The organism is Flavobacterium anhuiense (assembly GCF_001705175.1).
GTDB lineage: Bacteria > Bacteroidota > Bacteroidia > Flavobacteriales > Flavobacteriaceae > Flavobacterium > Flavobacterium anhuiense.
Genome location: NZ_CP016907.1, coordinates 497018 through 513815 on the forward strand (window position 1 = coordinate 497018; position 16798 = coordinate 513815).

The window sequence follows — 16798 nt, forward strand, 5'->3', positions numbered from 1 at the left end:
AACCTATTGATCTTATGTGCTGCTCAAACAAATCAAATCGTATTTCTAAAAACCTACTCTTCATTTTCCTTTTATTAATTGGTTTCAAAGGATTTTCACAACAAGAAAAAGATACCACAAAATTAATGAATGTTCGTTATGGCAGTAAAGGAATTGAATTGGAAACCAGAGACAAAAAATTTCTGTTTCAATTGGCAAGCCGTTTGCAGTTTCGCTTTTCAACACCAAATGATACAGATCCATTAACTTACGATGACTATAGCCAAGATCCTAAAACCACTTTCAAAATAAACCGTGCCAGATTAAAAGTTGGCGGTCATGCTTTTGAACCTTGGCTTAAATATTATTGGGAATATGAATTGAGTCAGTCCAATTTGCTTGATTTCAGAATTATGATTGAAAAATGGGATTGGCTTAGTTTTAAAGTAGGACAATGGAAAACTGAATTTACTCGCGAAAGATTCATTAGTAGCGGTGAACAGCAAATGGTAGATCGATCTCTCATTAACCGAACTTTTACCGTTGACAGACAGTTAGGAGTTGAAGTTTATGGTCATTTGAAAGGAGCTGGAATTGCCGATTTCAATTATTGGGCCGCTGCATTGACAGGAACTGGACGAGGAAGCACTTCTAATGATGATAATCATTTAATGTATTTTGGAAGGGCGCAATGGAATTTTTTAGGAAGATTTCTTGATTTTGAAGGCTGTGACTTAGAATTTCATGAAAAACCCACTCCCATTATTGCTTTTTCTGCGATAACCAATCGAAGTCCATATACTAGATTCTCACAAGCTGGAGGAGGTTCTCTGGACGGATTTGAAAATGGTTTGCCAGGACAGTACAGAGTCAATCAATGGAATTTTGAGACTGCTTTTATGTATCGTGGTTTTTCTTGGCAGAGTGAATTGCACACCAAGGAAATCATTGACAAAATAAATAACAATGACACCACCATAATGAAAGGGTATTACATTCAGGCAGGATATTTTTTTCATAATGTTTTTGACTGGTGGCCCAAACACTTAGAAATGGCTGGCCGTCATGCCGCATACAGACCTGATAATTCAATAAGAGAAAATAGACAGGATGAATCTACATTGGCTTTTAATTGGTTTTTTAAAGGACATAAAAACAAATTGACTTCTGAGGTAAGCTATTTTAGCTTTCAAGACAAAACACTTCCCTTACAGCAGGGATGGCGATTTAGAATACAGTGGGACATTTCATTATGATTCAAACTTTTAGCTCATTAACATAAATCGAACCTTTTTTTTCATAACTTTAAATCACATAAATTACTGAATATGAAAAACATATCCAAAACAGTAAAAAAACTGGCACTTTTAATGTGTTTGACCGCAACCTTTTTCTTTATCTCCATTGATGGTTTAGCTCAGCGTCATCGTGGTGGTGGCGGATTTAACAGAGGTGGCGGAGGAGCAGTCCATACCAGACAGGCAAGACCTGCTACACAATCGAGACCAAACGTGACAAGGCCGAGTACGACTAGACCTGCGGCAACGACTAGACCAGGAGCTAATAACTCAGGAACTCAAATTACCAGACCATCAAACAATTCCAATAGAAATAATACTATAAACAGAAACAGTGCTGTTAATAGAGACAATACTATAAACAGAAATAATATAGGCAACAGAAATACCAACATCAGTGGCAATACTGTCAACCGAAATAGAAATAACATCAATGTCAATAACAACATTTATGTACAAAACAATCGTAACACAATAGTAAGACCTGGCCCTCGACCATATGTACGCCCTCCCTATGTCTATGGAGGTTATAGATACAACTGCTATCACCCGTATTACCCGCGTCCTTATGTCCCTTTTTATTGGGGACCGGTTTGGCATCCATGGGGATTTTTTGTAGCAACTCTGGCCACTACAGCTATTATTGTTAGTGTAGAAAATCAGAAATACCATTACGACCAAGGCGTATGGTACACCTCTACTAATGGTGGTTATACAGCAGTTCCTGCGCCAGTTGGAGGTACCGTTAATAATATTCCAAGTGGAGCTGAAACAGTAAATACCGGAACAGTAAATAATTACTATTATGGAGGAACGTATTATGAAAAAGACGGAGGAAAATATACTGTAGTCGCTCCTACTGCTGGAACGATAGTAGAAAATCTGCCAGAAGGCGGAGAAGAAGTGACAATAGGCGATGCTAAATATGTAAAATTTGGCGAAACGTATTACCAGCCTGTAAAAATTGACGGAAAAGATAAGTATGAAGTTGTGTCAGTTGAGAAAGACAATTAATTTTATTAATTCTATAAAATTAATATAACTTAAAAGTTATTTTGCCTAATTTTATACCCGCTATTGATAACCATATAAGCTCAAAAATAATAAACCATGAAAAACAAAACCCTTTGGATTTTTGCATTACTCACATTATCCATTATTTCAATTGCTTACAGTTATACCAAATTTTCACATAAAGTAGAAAAGACAGCCGTGGAGTGTCACGAAACTCCCAGTACTGTAGAATCTGAATTCAAACCCACTATAGAAAACAAATTTAAACCAGCAGAAAAAGCACCAAAAGGCATGGTTTGGATTCCAGGCGGCGAATTCTCAATGGGAACTAATGTTGAAGACGAAAGTTTGTGCAGCATAAAAGGTGTTACCAAAGATGCTGCTCCTATCCATAGAGTGTATGTAGATGGCTATTATATGGATGAAACTGAAGTAACAAACGAAGAATTTGAAAAATTTGTAAAAGCCACTGGTTATGTAACTGTTGCGGAACAAAAACCAACAAAAGAAGAATTTCCAACGGCAAACGAGGAAGATTTAATTACAGGTTCTGTTGTCTTCACTCCTACACCATCTGCAGTTAATTTGAATAATTTCTTGCAATGGTGGCGTTATGAGCCGGGAGCTGATTGGAGACATCCAGAAGGCCCACAAAGCACCATTAAAGGAAAAGAAAAATATCCTGTTGTACATGTTGTCTACGAAGATGCTGCGGCTTATGCGAAATGGGCCGGCAAAAGACTTCCTACAGAAGCAGAATGGGAATTTGCAGCACGCGGGGGGAAAACTGGAAATTTATACGCTTGGGGAAATGATTTAAAACCAAAAGGAAAATTTCAAGCCAATATTTACCAAGGGCATTTCCCAATTAAAGATGGTGATACTGGAGAAGACGGATTTAAAGGAATTGCTCCAACAAAACAATACGCTCCAAATGGATATGGTTTGTATGATATGGCAGGAAATGTTTGGGAATGGGTAAACGATTGGTACAGCGTAGATTATTACAAATCATTAGCAGAAAGCGGTAAAGTAACAAAAAATCCGCAAGGGCCAAGTGCTTATTACGATCCTAATGATCCTTCTGAAATAAAACGTGTACATCGTGGCGGTTCATTTTTATGCACTGACCAATATTGCACTCGATACATGGTGGGAACCAGAGGAAAAGGCGAAATCAGATCTGCGGCCAATCACGTTGGTTTTAGATGCGTAAAAAGCAAATAACAAACTAAAAATACTAGAAAGGGATTCAATTTAGAATCCCTTTTTTTATAAATTCAGATATTGGGAAGCTAAATTTTGCAGCAGAAAAATTTTTCTATATTTGCTAAAAATCTAAAAAAATGCAACATATCATAGATCGTTTTATCAGTTATGTAACAATTGACACTGAATCAGATCCAAATTCTCAAACAACTCCAAGCACTCAAAAACAATGGAATCTTGCCAATAAACTAGTTGACGAACTAAAAACAATTGGCTTAGAAGATGTAACGATTGATGACAAAGCCTATATCATGGCAACGCTTCCTAGCAATGTTGATCATGAAGTGCCAACAATTGGTTTTGTTTCTCACTTTGATACTTCTCCAGATTTTAGCGGAGCAAATGTAAAACCTCAAATCGTTGAAAACTACGACGGAAAAGATATCGTTCTGAATGCTGAAAAAAACATTGTTTTATCTCCAGATTACTTTAAAGATTTATTATTATATAAAGGTCAAACCATCATCACAACTGACGGAACAACGTTATTAGGTGCCGATGATAAAGCTGGAATTACTGAAATTGTTTCAGCAATGGAATACCTAGTTCAGCATCCAGAAATTAAACACGGGAAAATCAGAATCGGTTTTACTCCAGATGAAGAAATTGGACGCGGAGCGCATCATTTTGATGTAGAAAAATTTGGAGCGCAATGGGCTTACACTATGGACGGAAGCCAGATTGGCGAGTTGGAATATGAAAATTTCAACGCCGCTGGAGCGAAAATCACTTTCAGAGGGAAAAGTGTTCACCCAGGTTATGCAAAAGGAAAAATGATCAATTCTATGCTTTTGGCAAATGATTTCATCAACGAACTTCCAAAAGGCGAAACTCCACAAGAAACTAGAGGTTATGAAGGTTTTTTCCATGTGCATCACATTAAAGGAAATATCGAAGAAACCGTTTTAGAATTAATTATCCGTGATCACAACAGAAAGAAATTCGAAAAACGAAAAGAATTGATTCACAAATTGGCGAAACAATTCAATAAAAAATTCGCAAAGAAATTCGGTGAAGATATTGTAACTGCCGAAGTTAAAGATCAATATTACAATATGAAAGAAAAGGTTCTGCCTGTAAAATATATTGTAGATATTGCCGAAAAAGCAATGAGAGAATTGAATATCAAACCGATCATCAAACCAATTCGCGGCGGAACTGACGGTTCTCAATTATCATTTATGGGATTGCCTTGTCCGAACATTTTTGCGGGCGGACATAATTTCCATGGAAAATACGAATATGTTCCAGCAGAAAGTATTCAGAAAGCAACTGATGTGATTGTAAAAATTGCTGAATTGACAGCTATTCCTGGAATTTTTGACGCACCTGAAAAATCTAAGAAAAGAAAATAATGGAATCAAAATCCGAAAATAAAGGCATTTGGAAATACGGCGATCAATGGGAAGAAGAATTACTTTTTCTAAAATCGATTATTGATAAAACCGAACTGACTGAAACCACAAAATGGGGAGGTCCAGTTTATGTTTACGAAAAGAAAAACGTAATTGGCCTTGGCGGATTTAAAGATTATTTTGCAATATGGTTTTTCAACGGTGTTTTCTTAAAAGACGAGAAAAAGAAATTAATAAATGCTCAAGAGGAAGTTACAAAATCTTTACGACAATGGCGTTTTACTTCTAAAGATCAAGTGAACGAAAAAGACGTTTTAGAATATATTCGTGAAGCCATTGAAAACGAAAAACAAGGAAAAGTAATTAAGCCTGCAAAAAAAGAAGCCATAATTTCAGAACTAATAAATGCAGAAATGGCTAAAAACCCAGATTTGAAATCAGCTTTCGAAAAATTTTCTCCGTATAAACAATACGAGTTTTTAGAATATATTGAAACAGCTAAACAGGAAAAAACAAAACTTTCTAGAATCGAAAAAGTGATCCCAATGATTTTAGCCAATGTGGGATTGAATGATAAATACAGGTAATTTAATTTTCAATATTTAAATTCCAAATTCCAATCTATACGAGACCTTTGTCAAAGTTTTAAAACTTTGACAAAGGTTTTGTCTTTTTTTGTCATCCTGACGAAGGAAGGATCACAATAGTAACTCCGCAAAGTATGGCGAAAAATCTTTGTCGATTCACACGTGCGATCCTTCCTTCGTCAGGATGACAAGATTACCGTGAATAAAAAAATCCCAAACTCCTATTTGGAATTTGGGATTTAAATATTGTAATTTAAAATTTATGCTTTCTTATTCAAAGCAGCGCTCAATTCTAAAGAGATAGCAGAACGCTCTAATTTTAATTTTCCAGACATAGTTTCGATTACAACAGTAGTTTCTGCAAGTTCAGCGATTTTACCGTGGAAACCACTTTTTGTAACTATTTTATCACCTACTTTAAGGTTGCTTTCAAATTCTTTTTCGTTTTTAGCTCTTTTTTGCTGTGGTCTAATCATGAAGAAATAGATTACCACGAACATTAAAAGGAATGGCGCAAATTGAGATAATTGTCCCATAATTTAAATTTATTTTTGATTTATATTTAATATTTTCTTTTGACTCTTCGACTCCGCTCAGAGAGAAAAAGCAGTTGGAATTTGTCATTTAAAAATTGGTTTTTACCAACTTTTACATTAACCCTCTTCCCGTTTTTAGCATCTTCTTATTAGCCGTAAGCTCTTTAACAAGATTATCCAAAATTCCGTTGATAAAAATACTACTTTTTGGTGTAGAATACTCTTTTGCAATTTCTAAATATTCGTTAAGAGTTACTTTTACTGGAATTGAAGGAAATTTAACAAACTCGCAAATTGCCATTTTCAAGATAATTGTATCAATTTCAGCAATACGGTCACTGTCCCAGTTTGGTGTTTTGTCTTCGTACTCTTTTGCAAAAGCGCTTTCATTTAAAACTGTTCTTCTAAACAGATCTTTTGCAAAATCTTTATCTTCAACATCTTTATACAATTTTGGCACTCTAAAATCGTCTGGATTTTCAGTTTTAATAGCTTTCAACTGTTTAATGATGTGCGTGTTTACAACCGGAATATCATCAACCCAAGTCAATTTATCATCTTCTAAATACTCATATAATTTTTCATTCGGAACAATAACATTTTCAAACAAATCAATGATGAATTGTCTGTCCTCTTCAAACGTGTTAACGTTATTGCTCATGTATTTTTTGTAGATATCGCTTGCTTTAATGTCATTTAACAGCAAAATAATATAATCGTCGTTTAAAGACCAGTTATTGATTTTACGGTTTTCTAAAGCAATACTAAGAGAATTACTTTCTGCTAAAAGCTGGAAGATTTTGTTTTTGATGAACTTTTCGTTCGGATTACGTTCTGCTGCAGTAGCAAGGTGTTTTTTGCTTGACAGATGCAAATAGACAGCTTCTTTTTTACAAATTTCTATCAATGAAGAAAGCATTATAAGATATAAGTCCTGAATATTATCAATGCTATAAAAAAGGAATTTCTCTTCTTTTTCCATATTTTCAGAACCGCTTTGGTGCATTGCATAAATGGATTGCATTACTTTAACGCGTATGTGTCTTCTATTTACCACCTTGTAAGAACATTTAAAAATTAGTCTGCAAAAGTATAACTTTTGATGCGTATTTTAAAATTAATTCGTAAAAAAGTCGCAGTTTGCAGTCGCAGTTTTCAGTTTTCTTTAAAATAGTAGTTGCTGGCATGCAGTATTCAGTCGCAGTTTTCAGTTTTCTTTAAAATAGTAGTTGCTGGCATGCAGTATTCAGTCGCGGTTTTCAGTCTCAGTTTTCGGTATTAAGCGAAAACAAAAAAGTCTCAGTTTCCAGTAGATCTGAAAACTGAGACTGAGACTGTAAACCTAAAAAAAATTACTTCTTAGCGTTCTCGATTCTTCTTTGATCAATTCTGTTTTGAGCAATTGTAAGAGCAGCTTTATGAGTTGTAATATTATTTTTAGCAGCAAAATCTATAATTTCTAAAGTTGTATTATAGATGTTTTCTGTTTTGCTCATGATTTCAGCTTTACCGTAGTTTGCCAATTCAGCATAAACATTGATAATTCCACCAGCGTTGATTAAGAAATCTGGAGCGTATAAAATTCCTCTTTCTTGTAATCTTGCTCCGTGGACATTTTCGTCAGCTAATTGGTTGTTTGCAGCACCAGCAATAACTTTAGCTTTAATTTTATCTACTGTACTATCATTTATTGTTGCTCCCATTGCACATGGCGCGTAGATATCAACATCTGCAGTATATAAATCTTCGCCAGTATAAATTGTTGCATTGTATTTTGAAGCAACTTGGTATAATTTTTCTTCATTGATATCAGAAATAGTTACCTGTGCTCCTTCTTTAGTTAAATACTCAACCAAAGTTTCTCCCACGTGTCCAATTCCTTGTACCAAAACTTTTTTACCGTCTAAAACATCAGTACCAAACTGACTTTTAGCAGCAGCTTTCATACCTAAATAAACACCGTAAGCAGTTACAGGAGAAGGGTTTCCAGAACCACCTCTTTCTTCAGAAATTCCCGTAACATAAGGGGTTACATCTCTTACAGTATCCATGTCTTTAGTTTCCATTCCGACATCTTCTGCAGTAATATATCTTCCGCTAAGTGAATGAACAAATTCACCAAACTTACGCATTAATTCAGGCGTTTTTTGAGTTTTAGCATCACCAATAATAACGGCTTTACCTCCACCAATATTTAGTCCAGTAATGGCAGATTTAAACGTCATACCTCTAGAAAGGCGTAAAACATCGTTTAAAGCTTCCCATTCTGTGTTATAATTCCACATTCTGGTTCCTCCCAAAGCTGGCCCCATAACCGAATTATGAATACCAATAATTGCTTTTAAACCTGTATCTTTGTCATTGCAAAATACAATTTGTTCGTGATCGTCAAAAGATAATTGACCAAAAACAGGATCCATTTTTTGAAGTTCCTTTCCAGTTGCGAAAGTTGCATCCATAGCGCTAGTATTAATTAGGTTAAAATTATGAATTTATCAAAAAGACATCTCAAACATAATTAAAAAATACATATGTGCTAATTTTTTATCTTTAAAATAACAATTTTACAATAGAATTGTTTTGATTAAATCGCAAATTATTATAATTTTATTTAATAATAATTCTTAAATCTAAATCAATTCAATATCATATTTCTTAAAAAAATGAAAGAATTAAGCTATTTAAACAAATATTTCATCAAATATAAATACAGTTTCTTGCTAGGAATTTTAATCACCATAATCGCACAAATATTTTCTCTATTTACTCCAAAGCTTATTAGCAAGTCTTTAAACGCTATTGAAAATTTTGACAAACTTTCTGCTGCAGAGCAAAAATCAGAAATAGTAATCGCAACTTTTCGTCAGGATCTCATTCATAATGTGCTACTTATCATCGGAACTACCATTGTTGCTGGATTTTTAACCTTTTTAATGCGCCAGACTTTAATTGTAATGTCACGCCATATTGAGTTTGACTTAAAAAATGAAGTTTTTAGACAATACGAGAATCTTTCGCAGAATTTTTACAAACAAAATAGAACTGGAGACTTAATGAACCGTATTAGCGAAGACGTTTCAAAAGTCCGTATGTATGTTGGGCCAGCCGTAATGTATACTATAAATACAGCTATCCGTTTTGCCATCGTTATATTATATATGTATAATGTATCGCCGTTGCTTACCTTATATACTATATTGCCGTTACCAATTCTTTCTTATTGCATTTTCAAGTTAAGCTCAGAAATCAATAAACGTAGCACTACATTCCAACAATATCTTTCTAAAGTTTCTAGTTTTACACAGGAAATATTTTCAGGCATTCGAGTTATTAAAGCGTATTCTTTAGAAAATCAGCATCAAAATAATATGGTTGATCTTGCAGAAGAAAGTAAACGCAAAAGTTTGAGTCTAGCAAGAGTTCAATCTTTATTTGGTCCATTGATGATTGCGCTTATTGGAATCAGTAATTTGGTTGTAATTTATTTTGGAGGTGTCATGTACATCAACGGAAGCATTCCTAATATCGGAACAATAGCAGAGTTTATATTATATGTAAACATGCTGACTTGGCCCGTTGCTTCTTTAGGATGGGTTTCTTCTATGGTTCAAGAAGCGGAGGCTTCTCAGAAACGTCTAAATGAATTTTTGAAAATTGAACCAGAGATCAAAAACAACAACGAAAATACTTCAGAAATCCAAGGAAATATCTCTTTTGAAAATGTTTCTTTCACCTATCAGGATACTAATATCGAAGCTTTGAAAAATGTTTCTTTTACAGTAAAAAAAGGAGAAACATTAGCCATTTTAGGAAAAACGGGGTCTGGAAAATCGACTATCCTTTCTTTGATTTCAAGATTGTATGACGTAACCGAAGGAGAAGTTAAAATTGACGGAAATGAAATCAGCGCCTTAAATTTAAATGATCTTCGCAATAATATCGGAATCGTGCCACAAGATGCTTTCCTGTTTTCTGATACGATTAAAAACAATATCAAATTCGGAAATCAAAACGCTACTGATGAAGAAGTAATCGAAGCGGCTAAAAATGCAGTTGTTCACGACAATATTATTGCATTTAACAAACAGTACGACACCGTTTTAGGCGAAAGAGGAATCACGCTTTCTGGTGGACAAAAACAGCGTGTTTCTATTGCAAGAGCCATTATTAAAAATCCAGCCATTTTACTTTTTGACGACTGTTTGTCTGCTGTAGATACCGAAACCGAAGAAATGATTTTGAATAATTTGTTCGAAATTTCTAAAGACAAAACCACCATAATTGTGAGCCATCGAGTATCATCGGCCAAGAATGCAGATAAAATTATTATACTCGAAGATGGTAAGATAATTCAACAAGGTTCTCATAATCAATTAATAAATCAAGAAGGATATTACGCATCGTTATATTTAAAACAACTTTCGGAAAAAGAATTACTTTAATTGTTGCGTAATAGATAATTTTTTATGATTTTTGAGTACTATTAATTCCAAAAATGATAGAACGTATTATGAGAGAAAATGACATGTTAGAAAAAGAAGAGATTTTTTCTAAAGTATTACGCGCAGGAAGAAGAACTTATTTCTTTGATGTGAGAGCTACCAAAGCCGATGATTATTATATCACGATTACAGAAAGCAAAAAATTTACTGAAGAAGATGGTTCTTTTCACTTCAAAAAACACAAAATCTATTTATACAAAGAAGATTTCAGTGCTTTCTCCGAAATATTAGAAGAAATGACTTCTTATGTTTTAAACCACAAAGGCGAAGAAGTAATTTCTGAAAGACACCAAAAAGATTTTAAAAAAGAATACAGCTCTGAAAAGACTGAAAGCCAAAGATCTAGTTTTACAGATATCGATTTTGATGATATTTAATCAAAAATCATCTACATAAAGTAGGAGTCCAATTTGTTCTGCATTTTGGACTTTTTTTATATATTTATGTTTTAAGATGTGAATTGTAAAATGTGAGACGTACGATTCATGTAGCTTTTACTTCTAAAATAATTTTACAAATTACACTTTACCTCTAATGAAAAAATTAATTATTCTCCTAAGTTTCTTCCTTTACGGAATTTCACTATCTGCCCAGAATATAGAATATGAAACGAAAAATAATATCCAATATTATAGTGCGGCTGTAAATAAGTCCGATAAATATATCGGCGAAAGATGTGTTTTGGATATTTATTACCCTAAAAACAAAACAGGATTTGCTACAATCGTATGGTTTCACGGCGGCGGATTGACTGGCGGAAACAAAGAAATCCCAGAAGCTTTAAAAAACAAAGGTTTTGCAATTATTGGAGTAAATTATAGATTGTCTCCAAAAGCAAAAGCCGAAAAAGCTATTGAAGATGCTGCCGCAGCTGTTGCTTGGGCTTTTAATACTATTTCAAATTATGGTGGCGATAAATCTCAGATTTTTGTTTCTGGACATTCTGCAGGAGGATATTTAGGAATGATGATTGGCTTAGATAAGAAATATCTTCAAAAAGAAAACATTGACGCCAATCAAATTGCTGGACTTATTCCGTTTAGCGGACAATGCATTACGCATTTCGAAATTAGAAGAGAAAACGGAATTCCTGAAAAACAACCAACAATTGACCAATTTGCTCCGTTGTATCATGTTCGTGCCGATGCTCCGCCAATGTTATTAATTACTGGAGATCGTGAACTGGAAATGCTTGGGCGATACGAAGAAAACGCATATATGGCCAGAATGATGAAACTGGTTGGACATACGCAAACCAAATTATATGAATTGGACGGTTATGGCCACGGAATGACAGAACCTGGTTTTCCGCTTTTGGTCAATGAAGTAAACCGAATTTTAAAAGAACGTAAAAAATAATCACTAAATAAAAATTCCACGGCAATGGAGACACAACTATTAATTATACCAGGACTTGGAGATTCTGGAGAAAAACACTGGCAAACCTTTTGGCATAAAAAATTCGAAAACTCAATTCGTGTTGTACAAGATAATTGGGATGAACCAATTCGCGAAGAATGGCTCGACAGATTAAACAAAAATATTTCTAAACTTAACAAACCTACTATCTTAGTAGCACACAGCTTGGCTGTTTCATTGGTTTTACATTGGGCAGAAAAATACAGTAATCCGAATATTATCGGCGCTTTTTTAGTCGCTCCTGCTGATGTTGACTCACCTCAACACACACCAGAATCCATAAGAAATTTTTCACCAATACCTCTTTATAAATTACCATTTCCGTCTGTAGTCGTTGCAAGCGAAAATGATCCTTATGCTTCTTTTGAAAGAAAAAAACTCTTCGCTGAAAAATGGGGAAGCGATTTTGTAAATATCGGTCAGCAAGGGCACATCAACTCCGATTCTGATTTGAAATATTGGGAAGAAGGACAATTGATTCTTAAACAGTTTATTGAAAAAATTGGTTAAGTGTTCAGTCGCAGTCTCAGTAAACAGTCCAAAACTGAACACTGCGACTGCGACTGAAAACTAAAAAAGCTATCCAATTCTTAATCCATTCGGTATTCTAAAATCTGGAGCCAATAAAATCACATCTCCCTCCTCGCCAACAGCGCCAAGCACCAAACATTCGCTCATAAATTTTCCTATTTGCTTTCTTGGGAAATTTACAACTGCAACAATCTGGCGATTTAACAAATCTTCTTTTTGATATCGTTTTGTGATTTGTGCCGATGATTTTCTAATTCCGATTTCTGAACCAAAATCAATTGTCAGTTGATAGGCTGGTTTTCTTGCTTCGGGAAAATCGTTTACTTCTATAATAGTTCCTACGCGCATATCGGTGCGCTCAAATTCGTTCCAGGTTAAATCCATTTTTAAATTGTATTATTTACAAACCTATAAATTTTGTAATTAATGCACCTAATTCTATAACCTGTTTCTTTTCCTTAAATCTAACTTTACGTGAAGAAAAACGAAAATACTCACGTAAAAAGATATAACATGGAACATACTGAACCAAATGCATGCATGTCAATTAAAGATTTTGAATCTAATCTAAAACAGGTTCACACGGATAAATATATAGAAACCGCTCAAAACGTAAGGCTTTATGTGAAAGATTATGGTCAAGGGAAACCTGTAATCCTGATTCATGGCTGGCCTCTCTCTAACGAAATGTGGGAATATCAGATTGATCATTTGGTCCAAAACAATTATCGTGTAATTGCCTATGACCGACGCGGATTTGGAAAATCTTCTCAGCCTTGGGATGGTTACGATTATGATACTTTGGCAGATGATCTGAAAGAAATTATCGAACAATTGGAACTAGAAAACGTAACTCTTGTAGGTTTTTCTATGGGTGGCGGTGAAGTAGTTCGTTACTTTAGCCGTCATGGCGGAAAAAGCGTTGTTAAAGCAGCTTTAATTTCGTCCATTATTCCATTTCTTTTAAAAACTCATGATAATCCAGATGGGCATCCAAAAGAAAAAAGTGAAAATACAGCAGCAGCAATAAAAGAAGATAGAATTGGTTTTGTAGATAATTTCGGGAAAACCTTTTTTGGAGTTAATATTATAAACAAACCACTCAGCACTCCATTATTAGAATACTATAGAAACTTATGCTCTGTAGCTTCTCCAAGAGCTACTTTAAAATGTGCCGAATCGTTTTCGTATACTGATTTTAGAGACGAGTTGGATTTTATAAAAGTTCCAACTCTAATTATTCACGGTGACGATGATAAAATTGTACCTATAGACCTCACTTCGAGAAAAGCGGCAAAATCTATTGCAAACAATACTTATATCGAATATGCAGGAGCTCCTCATGGTTTATTTTATACTGACAAAGAAAAGCTAAACGAAGATTTATTGGAATTCCTAAATTCATAAAAAAATAAAAAAAGTATCCAAAGAAGCAAGCTCTATAGGCTAACTGCTTTCTTTGGGTATTTTTTATTCTTGTGCTCTTTTATTTACAGTTTTTTAAAGCTATTTTTGGGAATCAAATTTCAGATAAAATGGCACGAACAGAATCAACAATGCTTCCTTTAGGAACAGTTTCACCTGACTTTTATTTAAAAGATACTAACTCGAATAATACTTTTTCTTTTGAAGATTTAAAAGGTTCAAAAGGCACTTTGGTTACGTTCATTTGCAACCATTGTCCGTTTGTGCATCATGTGATCAGCGAAATTGTTATGATTGCAAATGATTATCGTGTTCAGGGATTGGGAGTAATTGCTATTTCTAGCAATGATGTGGTCAAATATCCTCAAGATGCTCCAGAATTAATGACAGATTTTGCAATGGAAAATAAAATTGATTTTCCTTATCTATACGATGAAACTCAGGAAACTGCAAAAGCGTATCAAGCGGCTTGCACTCCAGATTTCTATTTATTTGACAATCAAAACAGATTATTTTATCGCGGGCAATTAGACGATTCAAGACCTGGCAATGGAATTCCACTTAGCGGAAACGATTTGAGAGGCGCAATCGATGCCTTAATTTACAACCGAAGTTTAAAAGAACCGCAGAAACCAAGTTTGGGTTGTGGCATTAAATGGAAGTAAAACCTCACTAAATTCAAAAAGATTACGTATCTTTGCGGTTCAATTTAACAAATCCTTGTGGGAAATATAATATCATATACAGCCTCTACGAAAGCGTTTTGCATAGCAAAACCGATTCCTGCTGTAATTATTTCGCATAATAAGGCCTTTATTAATTAGGCCTCCGTCTACTTCACTTTTTTTCTTCTTTTGACGGAGGATTTACATCAGCTTAAACATTTCCTTATTTGACAAAAATCATTTTTGATCAGATATTTTTTTGTTTTTCCAGATTAAGCATTTTTGATTCTTTGCCATTTTCAGGACTTAGAAATCTTTTGTTTGTAAATATTCGAAAGAAGAATAAACCATTTAAATTTTATAACAATAAATTCAATATAGATATGAAACCAACACCCACATTCTGTAAATCAGATTATCAATTTTTAAGAGAGTTGATTTTAAAAAGTAAAAATTCAACAAATACTAAAGAAGCCAATCAGCTTTCGCAAGAATTAGACCGCGCTGTAATTAGCAAAGAAAGCGAACTAGACTCAGTTATAAGAATTAATTCTATTGTAACAATTGAAGATGTAAAAGCCAAAAAACAAATGAAAATTCAAATCGTTTTACCTTCTGCAGCAGACGTAAAACAATCTAAAATTTCAATTCTAGCACCTTTAAGTGTTGCCATTATTGGTTTCAAAGAAAATGATGAAGTAGATTGGGAATTGCCTGCCGGAATCAAAACTTTAAAGGTAATTGCTGTAGATAATTCGGCTGTACATCATTCTTAATTTTCAAAACACCTCATTCTGTGACGGTGTTTTTTTTTATATCTATCTGAAAAATAAAAAACTGTTCAATTGAACAGTTTTTTTATGCTTATTTCTCAAATCCAGATTACAATTGTGAATCAATATAATTCGTAATTGATGCCATTTGAGTTTCGTCTAATTTTGCTTTTTTACCCATTCTTACCAAAATCGGCGTCCATTCTTCTTTTGTGAATTTTTTAGGTTCATACAATTTGTGACATCTTGCACAACTATTATCATACAAATTTTTGCCTGTTTCTAATTCAGGCGTTAAAGCAACCGTTTTTGGAGCTTCAGCAGGAGTTGATGCAACTGCAGCTTTTTTTTGAGTTCCGCAAGAAACCACAAATAACGCAAGTCCTGCTAGGATTAAAAAGTTTTTCATTGTCTTAATTTTATATAGTAAATATAAAAAAATCCCATATGGCATAACATATGGGATTATTATTTAAAACAATGCTAAATTGCTTGTAAAACTCTTATTTTACGTCCATTAATTCAACGTCGAAAATTAAAACTGCGTTTGGCGGGATAACTCCTCCAGCACCAGATGGACCGTAAGCTAAATCAGAAGGAATTACAAAACGAGCTTTGTCACCCACTTGCAATAAAGCAATACCTTCGTCCCATCCTTCAATAACTTGTCCAATTCCTAATTTGAATTCGATTGGTTTTTTACGTGGGTAAGAAGAATCAAATACTTTTCCGTTTTCTAAAGATCCTTCGTAGTGAACAGAAACTGTTTTTCCAGCTTCAGCCTTTTTACCTTCACCTTTTTGAATCATTTTATAACGTAAACCGCTTTCTGTTTTATCAAAACCAGCAGCCAATTGTTCCATTTTTGCTTCAGATTCTGCTTTTAAAGCTGCCTCACGTTTCATACGAGCACCTTTTAAACCAATGAAAGCTTCAATTGCGTTCCATTTTTGAGCTTCTTCACCTACTCTGATAATTTCAACAGACTCTAAATTGTCACCTTGAGCAACTGCATCAACAACGTCTTGTCCTTCAACAACATGTCCGAAAACACTATGTTTGTTATCTAACCAAGGAGTCGGAACGTGAGTAATGAAAAATTGAGAACCATTGCTTCCAGGACCAGAATTTGCCATAGACAAAACTCCTGGACGATCGTGTTTTAAACTTGGGTGAAATTCGTCATCAAATTTGTAACCTGGATCTCCTGTTCCAGTTCCTTTCGGGCAACCTCCCTGAATCATGAAATCAGCAATTACCCTGTGGAAAGTTAATCCATCATAGAATTTTTGTCCTTGAGGTTTCACTTTGTTTTCCATATTTCCTTCTGCAAGAGCAACAAAGTTACCTACAGTTCCTGGTGTCAAATCGTGAGTCAATTTTACTAAAATTGAACCTTTGCTAGTATTGAATTTAGCGTATATTCCGTTTTCCATGTTGTTATT

18 protein-coding genes are annotated in these 16798 nt (G+C 34.3%); 12 read left to right on the plus strand and 6 right to left on the minus strand.

What is annotated here, in order from left to right:
- Positions 1 to 14 precede the first annotated feature (14 nt).
- The 5 genes from BB050_RS02105 to BB050_RS02125 all read left to right on the plus strand — a co-directional run bounded on the left by BB050_RS02105 (position 15) and on the right by BB050_RS02125 (position 5502).
- Positions 15 to 1235 (plus strand): OprO/OprP family phosphate-selective porin, encoded by a 1221-nt coding sequence (locus BB050_RS02105; protein ID WP_066032429.1) that lies wholly within the window; start codon positions 15 to 17, stop codon positions 1233 to 1235.
- 72 nt (positions 1236 to 1307) lie between these two features.
- The gene (locus tag BB050_RS02110) at positions 1308 to 2291 is read left to right on the plus strand and encodes a DUF6515 family protein (RefSeq protein WP_066032430.1); all 984 of its coding nucleotides are present in this window, start codon (positions 1308 to 1310) and stop codon (positions 2289 to 2291) included.
- 96 nt (positions 2292 to 2387) lie between these two features.
- On the plus strand, positions 2388 to 3518 hold the full coding sequence (locus BB050_RS02115; RefSeq protein ID WP_066032431.1) for a formylglycine-generating enzyme family protein: 1131 nt from the start codon (positions 2388 to 2390) through the stop codon (positions 3516 to 3518).
- A 119-nt stretch (positions 3519 to 3637) separates the two neighbouring features.
- Complete coding sequence (gene pepT, locus BB050_RS02120) at positions 3638 to 4915, plus strand: peptidase T (RefSeq protein WP_066032432.1); 1278 nt, start codon at positions 3638 to 3640, stop codon at positions 4913 to 4915.
- Entirely contained in the window at positions 4915 to 5502 is a 588-nt protein-coding gene (locus BB050_RS02125) for a YdeI/OmpD-associated family protein (RefSeq protein ID WP_066032433.1), read from the plus strand. Before pepT ends, BB050_RS02125 begins: the two co-directional genes overlap by 1 nt.
- A gap of 260 nt (positions 5503 to 5762) precedes the next feature.
- Here the strand turns inward: BB050_RS02125 and yajC are convergent, their stop codons facing one another.
- The 3 genes from yajC to BB050_RS02140 form a co-directional block, all read right to left on the minus strand.
- Positions 5763 to 6038 carry a preprotein translocase subunit YajC gene (gene yajC, locus BB050_RS02130; protein ID WP_008462186.1) on the minus strand — a complete coding sequence of 92 codons (276 nt, stop codon included), beginning with the start codon at positions 6036 to 6038 and terminating at the stop codon, positions 5763 to 5765.
- Positions 6039 to 6150: 112 nt separating this feature from the next.
- On the minus strand, positions 6151 to 7062 hold the full coding sequence (nusB, locus tag BB050_RS02135) for a transcription antitermination factor NusB (protein ID WP_066035079.1): 912 nt from the start codon (positions 7060 to 7062) through the stop codon (positions 6151 to 6153).
- Between the two features lie 328 nt (positions 7063 to 7390).
- On the minus strand, positions 7391 to 8497 hold the full coding sequence (locus BB050_RS02140) for a Glu/Leu/Phe/Val family dehydrogenase (RefSeq protein ID WP_066032434.1): 1107 nt from the start codon (positions 8495 to 8497) through the stop codon (positions 7391 to 7393).
- A 204-nt stretch (positions 8498 to 8701) separates the two neighbouring features.
- On the opposite strand from BB050_RS02140, the gene BB050_RS02145 reads away from it, so the two are divergent.
- From BB050_RS02145 to BB050_RS02160, 4 genes are all read left to right on the plus strand, one after another.
- Entirely contained in the window at positions 8702 to 10480 is a 1779-nt protein-coding gene (locus BB050_RS02145) for an ABC transporter ATP-binding protein (RefSeq protein WP_066032435.1), read from the plus strand.
- A gap of 68 nt (positions 10481 to 10548) precedes the next feature.
- Entirely contained in the window at positions 10549 to 10917 is a 369-nt protein-coding gene (locus BB050_RS02150) for a PUR family DNA/RNA-binding protein (RefSeq protein ID WP_008462177.1), read from the plus strand.
- A gap of 157 nt (positions 10918 to 11074) precedes the next feature.
- Positions 11075 to 11899, plus strand: coding sequence for an alpha/beta hydrolase (locus tag BB050_RS02155; RefSeq protein WP_066032436.1), 825 nt, complete (start codon positions 11075 to 11077; stop codon positions 11897 to 11899).
- Between the two features lie 24 nt (positions 11900 to 11923).
- On the plus strand, positions 11924 to 12469 hold the full coding sequence (locus BB050_RS02160) for an RBBP9/YdeN family alpha/beta hydrolase (RefSeq protein WP_066032437.1): 546 nt from the start codon (positions 11924 to 11926) through the stop codon (positions 12467 to 12469).
- A gap of 69 nt (positions 12470 to 12538) precedes the next feature.
- Here BB050_RS02160 and BB050_RS02165 read toward each other — a convergent pair whose 3' ends face one another.
- A complete protein-coding gene (locus tag BB050_RS02165) occupies positions 12539 to 12874 on the minus strand; it encodes a tRNA-binding protein (protein ID WP_066032438.1) in 336 nt (111 codons plus the stop codon).
- A gap of 129 nt (positions 12875 to 13003) precedes the next feature.
- Between BB050_RS02165 and BB050_RS02170 the strand changes: the two genes are divergently transcribed.
- The 3 genes from BB050_RS02170 to BB050_RS02180 all read left to right on the plus strand — a co-directional run bounded on the left by BB050_RS02170 (position 13004) and on the right by BB050_RS02180 (position 15356).
- Positions 13004 to 13897, plus strand: coding sequence for an alpha/beta fold hydrolase (locus BB050_RS02170; protein WP_083219896.1), 894 nt, complete (start codon positions 13004 to 13006; stop codon positions 13895 to 13897).
- A 128-nt stretch (positions 13898 to 14025) separates the two neighbouring features.
- Positions 14026 to 14580, plus strand: coding sequence for a thioredoxin family protein (locus BB050_RS02175; protein ID WP_066032439.1), 555 nt, complete (start codon positions 14026 to 14028; stop codon positions 14578 to 14580).
- Positions 14581 to 14963: 383 nt separating this feature from the next.
- Positions 14964 to 15356: a GreA/GreB family elongation factor gene (locus tag BB050_RS02180; RefSeq protein WP_008462169.1), complete on the plus strand. Its 393-nt coding sequence runs from the start codon at positions 14964 to 14966 to the stop codon at positions 15354 to 15356.
- Positions 15357 to 15462: 106 nt separating this feature from the next.
- Here BB050_RS02180 and BB050_RS02185 read toward each other — a convergent pair whose 3' ends face one another.
- Entirely contained in the window at positions 15463 to 15762 is a 300-nt protein-coding gene (locus BB050_RS02185; protein ID WP_066032440.1) for a cytochrome C, read from the minus strand.
- Between the two features lie 94 nt (positions 15763 to 15856).
- Positions 15857 to 16789 (minus strand): peptidylprolyl isomerase, encoded by a 933-nt coding sequence (locus tag BB050_RS02190; RefSeq protein WP_008462165.1) that lies wholly within the window; start codon positions 16787 to 16789, stop codon positions 15857 to 15859.
- Positions 16790 to 16798 lie beyond the last annotated feature (9 nt).